The sequence below is a fragment of the Oscillibacter sp. genome, from assembly GCF_031978065.1.
Taxonomy (GTDB): Bacteria; Bacillota; Clostridia; order Oscillospirales; family Oscillospiraceae; genus Oscillibacter.
In genome coordinates this window covers 1-6,377 of the sequence record NZ_DALZCH010000151.1, presented here as the reverse complement: position 1 = coordinate 6,377, position 6,377 = coordinate 1, and the positions used below count along the sequence as shown (strand labels likewise).

The following is a 6,377-nucleotide window of genomic DNA, read 5'->3' as shown; positions in this document are numbered from 1 at the left end:
GGATCGGCATACAGCCAGCCGTGGGACGCGATGTAAAACCGCGCCCAGTCGTGGGCACCGCAAAAGCCCGGCTCTGCCTTCCAGCCGCTTTCCCACCGGGCCGGAATCCCCGCACAGCGGCAAAGCGTGATAAACAGCAGCGCCATTACGCCGCAGTCCCCCACAAGACTTCTGGCGCAGTTCTCCGCAATATTTTCAAGACCGAAATAGGCCCGCACATAGGTGTATTTCACATTCAGCGTCACGAAATCATAGATCCTGCGGGCCTTTTCCAACGGCTCCTCCACGCCTGCCGTCAGTTCCGTCGTCAGAGCGCGGAGATACGGAGTAAACAGGAGATGGGGCGGCTCCTCCACCAAAAACTCTTCCGGCGAGTAGGTGGACTCCTCTCTGTTCTTCCCCGGACGGGTTAAATCCGTATACCGCGCCGTGCGCACATAGGAAAATTCCACCTCAAAGGGATGGTTTTCCTCCATGCGCTCCTCCCAAAACACCACACGCTGGGGCGCGTCCTCTGGGGAGATATGGGCAGGCTCCGGGGAAATCCGCTCAATACGAATATCGCTCTGCGCGTCGCAGGCACAGGGTAAGGGCAGGTATGCCCGAGCCCACTCTCCCCTTCGGAACGTTCCATCCTTCAGCCGCAGGGACGCACGGCACCGAATGCGGGCAGACAGCTCCCCCTTTTCCGCCAGCAGACGCGCCACGCGATCCAGTCGGGATTCGCCGCCCTCTCTGGTGGCATCGGAACCATCGGCTCCCATCTGAGAGACACCTGCCCGGGCGGCATAGTCCGCGTCGGTTTTGCAGAGAGAGTCAAAAAACCGGTCAAAGTAATGAGGGATACCCTGTATGTAAATCCAGTCAATCCGCCCCGCCGCCGTCAGCGCGTCAAACTCCTCTGCCGTAAAATCCGGTGCGGCGGATTGTGCCAAAGCAACGGCTGTATCTCGGGTAAGAGGATAATCCGCCGGAAGGCGGGCCATCATCTCCCGCTGGGCAATCAGACAGCGCTTCAGCGGCTTCGGCGTGTTGGGCGCGCTTAAATACCGCAGAGCGGCGCGGTCCGCCCCGGCGAAATCCCCAAAGTATTTCAGGCGCAGAACATCTTCCGGCAGGCCGATGTGAAGATATCTGAAATTGTCGTTGATGCCCATGATTCCTCCTTTTTCGGGCGCTCGGCCTCCCCGAAGACCGGTAGGCCGAGCGCCTGTTGGTTCGTTTTTTGACTTATGCCATCAGCTTGAGAATCGCACCCATGGCAAGCCCGGCAAAGTTTCCGATGGCCGCGCCCAGCACGCCCATCAAAACGCCGATGCCCGCATAGGACTCATGATAAGCCACCGCAATAATGGGCGCGGAGGCGCTGCCTCCTATATTAGCCACCGACGCTGTGGACACCATACACAAATCCCAGTGGAATACCTTTGACAAAAAATACATCAGGACCACATGAATGACGAGGATAAACACGCCGTAAACCACCCACATGGGCGCGGCCAGCAGGTCGTTGAGGGGCGCCTGCGTTGCCAACAGAGACACCACCGCATACAGCAGGATGTTTGAAAGCTCTTCCACCGCAGGCAATTTGCCTATGGGCGTCATGGCGCACGCAAGGCCCAGCACGGTGACAAACACGGTGGTGCAGGTGCCCTTGTCGAACATGCTCAGGCCCACAGACTTGAAGCCGGTATTCATCAGCAGACCGATTTTCTGGGACATGGCGGAGACAAACAGCGCAAGGCCGATCAGCCAAATCCAGTCGGCGGACTTCGCCTGCTTCTTCTCTCTGGCAACCTCTTCGTTGGCGGCTTCGGCCACGGCGGAGAGCTTGGAGGTATCGGCTCTTACGGAATTGTCCCATTTCTTGGAATATCTCACCATGAAGAGGAGCAGGGCAATCCACACGGAATAGCACACCGTATCCAGCGCCAGCGCGCAGCTATACGCGCCGGGGTCCACCGGCAGTGCGTCCTGCATGGCGGCCATGTTGGCCGAGCCGCCCACCCATGAAGCATACAGCGCGGCGGTGGCGGCCCAGGTATCCGCACCCAGCATTCCCTTGAATATGGGATAGCCGATGATAAAACCCGCGGCAATGGTCACGGAGCAGCCGAGGAAAATGGCAACCATCCGCCCGCCCAGCTTTGCAAGCTTGCGGAAGTCGCAGCGCAGCAGCATCACGAAAATCATGGAGTAAAGCAGATTGTTTTTCAGCCCGCTGTAAGCGGCCGAGCACTCCTCCGAGGCGTACAGGCCCATGGTGCAAAACACCATATTCAGCACGTAAATCCACACCAGCGGGGGAACCCAGTTGAAAATCTTCCACTTGGCGTACTTTTCCAGTGCCAGCAGCCCGCCGGCCAGGAACATCAGAAACGCAATGTAAGTAAAGCCGTTGGTAATCGTAAACATGTTGTCCTCTCCCTTTTTATTTTAAGTTTCCGGTTTCGCGGTTCCCATACCGCCCGGACGCGCAATTCGGCGCACGCAGCGCCCCATGCCCCGCTTACCGCCCCCTTTCTTTTATCATCTGCGGGATAGCCATCCCGCCGGATTTTCTCAGTCCAGATACGTGATGCCCCGGATACCCATCACGCCGAGACCCGGCGCGTCGGACACGGTGATGTCCTTCTCGTTGAACACCGCCCCCCCTTCCACGGGATCCTCGCTGCACAGGACGGGGCCGTCCAGGTCCACTTTGGTGATGATTTTCTTTCCGCAGGCCAGATGCACCGCCGCGTTGACGCTGACCTTTGCCTCCAGCATACAGCCGATCATGCACTCCACGCCGTAAACCTCGGCGGCAGAGGCAATTTTCAGCGCGTTCCACAGTCCGCCGCACTTCATCAGCTTGATGTTCACCAAATCCGCCGCGCCCATCTGCATGATTTTCACGGCGTCCTCGGGGGAAAATACACTCTCGTCCGCCAACACGGGGACATAGCTCCGCTCCGTGACATATTTCAGGCCCTCAAAGTCGTGGGCCTTGACCGGCTGCTCCACAAACTCGATGTCCAGTCCCTTCTCCTGCATCTGGTTCAGCAGCGTGACCGCCTGCTTGGGAGACCATGCCTGATTTGCGTCGATACGAATTAACACGTCGCTTCCCGCCGCCTGCCGCACAGCGGCCAGCCGGGCCACGTCCAGCGCTGGATTCGCGCCCACCTTCACTTTCAGGCAGTCATAGCCTCTTTCGATGGCGTTTCTCGCATCCCGGGCCATCTCCTCCGGGTCGTTGACGCTGATTGTGATGTCGGTGACGATGTTCTTCCGCGCGCCGCCCATCAGCTTGTAGACCGGGATTTTGTAAAGCTGGCCGTACAAATCCCACAGGGCCATGTCCATGGCGGCCTTGGCACTGGTGTTTTTGAGAATGCAGCCGTTCAGGGCGGTCATCAAATCCTCAAACTCGTCCACGTCCCGGCCCACCACCGTTTTAATGATGTGATCCTTCAATGCGCCGATAATGGCCCCGGTGGTGTCTCCGGTAATCACGCCGGTGGGGGGAGCTTCGCCATAGCCCACCGCACCGGTATCCGTGTGAACCTCCACAATGACGTCCTCCACGCTGTTCACCTGCCGCAGCGCCGTTTTAAACGGAACCCGTAGGGGAACGGAGATATGTCCGAGACGGACCTCTGTAATTTTCATATTCTTCCTCCTCCTTTTTTATTTCGCAAGTTCATACATCGCCCGTGCGATGATCTGCGCATTTTGCATCAGCCGGTCCACCTCGATAAATTCGTCCGGCTTATGCTCTCTCACTTCATCCCCCGGGAAAACCGGGCCGAAGGCCACCACGTTGGGCATGGCCTTGGCATAAGTCCCGCCGCCAATGCTCTTGGGCGGGTCGCTCAATCCCGTCTCCTCCTGATACACTCGCATGAGGGTCGTTACCAGTTCGCTCTCCGGCGGGACATACAGGCTTTCCTTGTGTGTCTGCTCCACCACCTCAAAGCCTGCCGCTTCCAGTTCCGCCTGAAATTTGGGGCCACAGTCTTTAAGAGACTTTGTCACGGGGTAGCGATAGTTTACCCGGCAAGTCAGGCCGGTTTCGTCCCCCTCCATTACCCCCAGATTGAATGTCAGCGCGCCGGACATCTCATCCTCCAGCGCAAGTCCCAGAGAACTTCCGTCAGTTTCCATGCCGATTTTTTCCGCCAGAAAACGGACCGCCCCGGCAAGCTCTCCCTCCAGCGGCAGCGCGTTCAGCGCCAGCAGCAGCCGCCCGATGGCGTTTTCCCCCTGCTCCGGGGTGCTGCCGTGGGCGCTGATGCCCCAAGCTTCTATTCGCACTCCGCCGGGAATAAGAATGCATTCCACCATCTCCGGCAGTGAGGCGGCAAATTGCTTTGCCAGCTCATCGGTGCATTCCAGCTCCGCAAAAGCGGAGGAGGGAACCACGTTCGGCGCGTCGCCGCCGGCAAGTTTCCGAAGCCGCACTGGGCCGGACTGGCGCAGTCCGCGCCGGAAGGTCACGTTCACGATGCCCTTTTCCCCGTTGATGACTGGGTATTCCCCGTCCGGCGTGAAGCCCATCACGGGCTTTTCGCCCCCGTGAGCCAGATAGTATTTCATGTCGGCGGAGCCGGTTTCCTCATTGGTTCCCATCAAAAGCCTTACCCGCCGACGCAGGGGCAGCTCCGATTCTTTCAGCGCGCCCAGCGCATAGAGGGCCGCCACGGTGGGACCCTTGTCGTCCATAGACCCCCGTCCGAAGACCTTCCCATCCCGGACCTCGCCGGAAAAGGGATCGCCGCTCCAGCCCTCTCCGGCGGGGACCACGTCCAGATGGCCCAAAATGGCCACCATTTCCTCCCCCTCGCCAAACTCGCACCAACCCACCTGATTGTCCATGCTGCCCACCCGAAGGCCCAGGCTCTTTCCGGTTTCCAGCATAAACTCCAGCGCCCTTTGAATGTTTGCACCGTAGGGATAGCCGCTTCCATCCTCCTCCCGCACGCTGGGGATGCGGATGCTCTCCCCCAGAGTTTTCAGCAGCGGCGCTCTCCGCTGTTCCACAAGCTCTTTCAGTTCCATTTCGCGCTCCTTTCGTTTCTTCCGCCCGCGCCCCAAGCGTGGGCGGGTCGCCCGATTCTAAGCTAAAAAACACAAAAACCCAGCAAGGACCAGAGACATTCTCTGATCTTTACTGGGTTTCCCCTTGCTGGTTGATATATTGGAAGATATATCACACAAGAGAAAGCAGTTTATGAACTTATTTGCCTGCCGGATCTATCCGCCAGTGGATTCGCTCTTTCCCACTGCGGCCCGATACCGTTTTTCCGCGTCTTTCATGGCGGCAAGCACCGCCTTGGCGGAGGAGCCGTGGTATCGGCGGGACACCTCGTTTTCCAGTTGGTCGTATTCCCGCAGCAGGGACCGCCCCACAAAAACGCGCCGCAGGAAAGTCTCCGTCAGTTCCAGAGAGTGGGTACAACTGAAATCCACGATTTTCCCGCTTTCAGCTTCCATCTCCAAAGCCATGTAAAAAGAGCCGAACATTTTCGTGATGGCATTGTCACTGTTGGTCCGTGATTCACCGATGATATACAGCGTCTCCATGTCTTCCATTTATCACATCATCCCGCCAAAGAACTTTGTAGCAATTATATCATTTCAAAGACTCGTGTCAATGTTTTACGGACATTTCATACAAAACTATCTGTTTTTCACAAAATTTGATGGTTTAATTTTGCAAAATCGGCAGGCATGTTATGAACATTTTCCAATACAGCTTATGCCTGTGCAACGCCTTTTTATAACTTTTGCCGTCTGGCGACATTTCTTCCAACCGCTCCTGAGCGCCTGTAAAACAGCGGCGGAAACCGAAATCGGTTCCCCCCGCTGCTTTGCGTTTTCGGTTTTTCTTGGCTCCCGGCGCACAGGTTGTCTGATGGCTGCCTGCATTGCCCCACGGGCGTTTTATGCGCAAAAGCGCCGAATTATGCCTTGTTCAACTGCTCGTCGATGGCCTTGGCGGCGGTTTTGCCCGCGCCCATGGCCAGAATCACCGTGGCCGCGCCGGTGACAGCGTCTCCGCCGGCGTAAACGCCCGGACGGGAGGTGAGTCCCTCCTCGTTCACCACGATACAGCCCTTGCGATTGACCTCCAGCCCCTCGGTGGTGCTCTTGATCAGGGGGTTGGGGCTGGTGCCCAGCGCCATGATGACGCAGTCCACCTCCATGTCAAACTCGCTGCCGACAATCTCCACAGGGCTGCGGCGGCCGGAAGCGTCCGGCTCGCCCAGCTCCATCTTGATGCAGCGGATGGCGCGAACGTTGTCGTCCTCATCCGCCAAAATCTCCACGGGGTTGTTGAGAGTATTAAAGATGACGCCCTCTTCCTCGGCGTGCTCCACCTCCTCGTGACG

General features: G+C 58.0%; 6 protein-coding genes. All 6 read right to left on the bottom strand.

Annotation, left to right across the window (positions count from 1 at the left end; genetic code table 11):
- Window positions 1–1,157, bottom strand: a 1,157-nt coding sequence (locus RTK01_RS15550; protein WP_312281851.1) for a transglutaminase-like domain-containing protein, incomplete at its 3' end; no start/stop codon positions are given.
- 73 nt (window positions 1,158–1,230) lie between these two features.
- Window positions 1,231–2,415: a DUF819 family protein gene (locus RTK01_RS15545; RefSeq protein WP_312281850.1), complete on the bottom strand. Its 1,185-nt coding sequence runs from the start codon at window positions 2,413–2,415 to the stop codon at window positions 1,231–1,233.
- A gap of 147 nt (window positions 2,416–2,562) precedes the next feature.
- Window positions 2,563–3,654, bottom strand: coding sequence for a dipeptide epimerase (locus tag RTK01_RS15540; RefSeq protein WP_312281849.1), 1,092 nt, complete (start codon window positions 3,652–3,654; stop codon window positions 2,563–2,565).
- 18 nt (window positions 3,655–3,672) lie between these two features.
- The gene (pepV, locus tag RTK01_RS15535; RefSeq protein ID WP_312281848.1) at window positions 3,673–5,043 is read right to left on the bottom strand and encodes a dipeptidase PepV; all 1,371 of its coding nucleotides are present in this window, start codon (window positions 5,041–5,043) and stop codon (window positions 3,673–3,675) included.
- Between the two features lie 195 nt (window positions 5,044–5,238).
- Window positions 5,239–5,577 (bottom strand): DUF3870 domain-containing protein, encoded by a 339-nt coding sequence (locus tag RTK01_RS15530; RefSeq protein WP_293008549.1) that lies wholly within the window; start codon window positions 5,575–5,577, stop codon window positions 5,239–5,241.
- A gap of 371 nt (window positions 5,578–5,948) precedes the next feature.
- On the bottom strand, window positions 5,949–6,377 hold a 429-nt coding region (locus tag RTK01_RS15525; protein WP_312281847.1), incomplete at its 5' end, for an FAD-dependent oxidoreductase.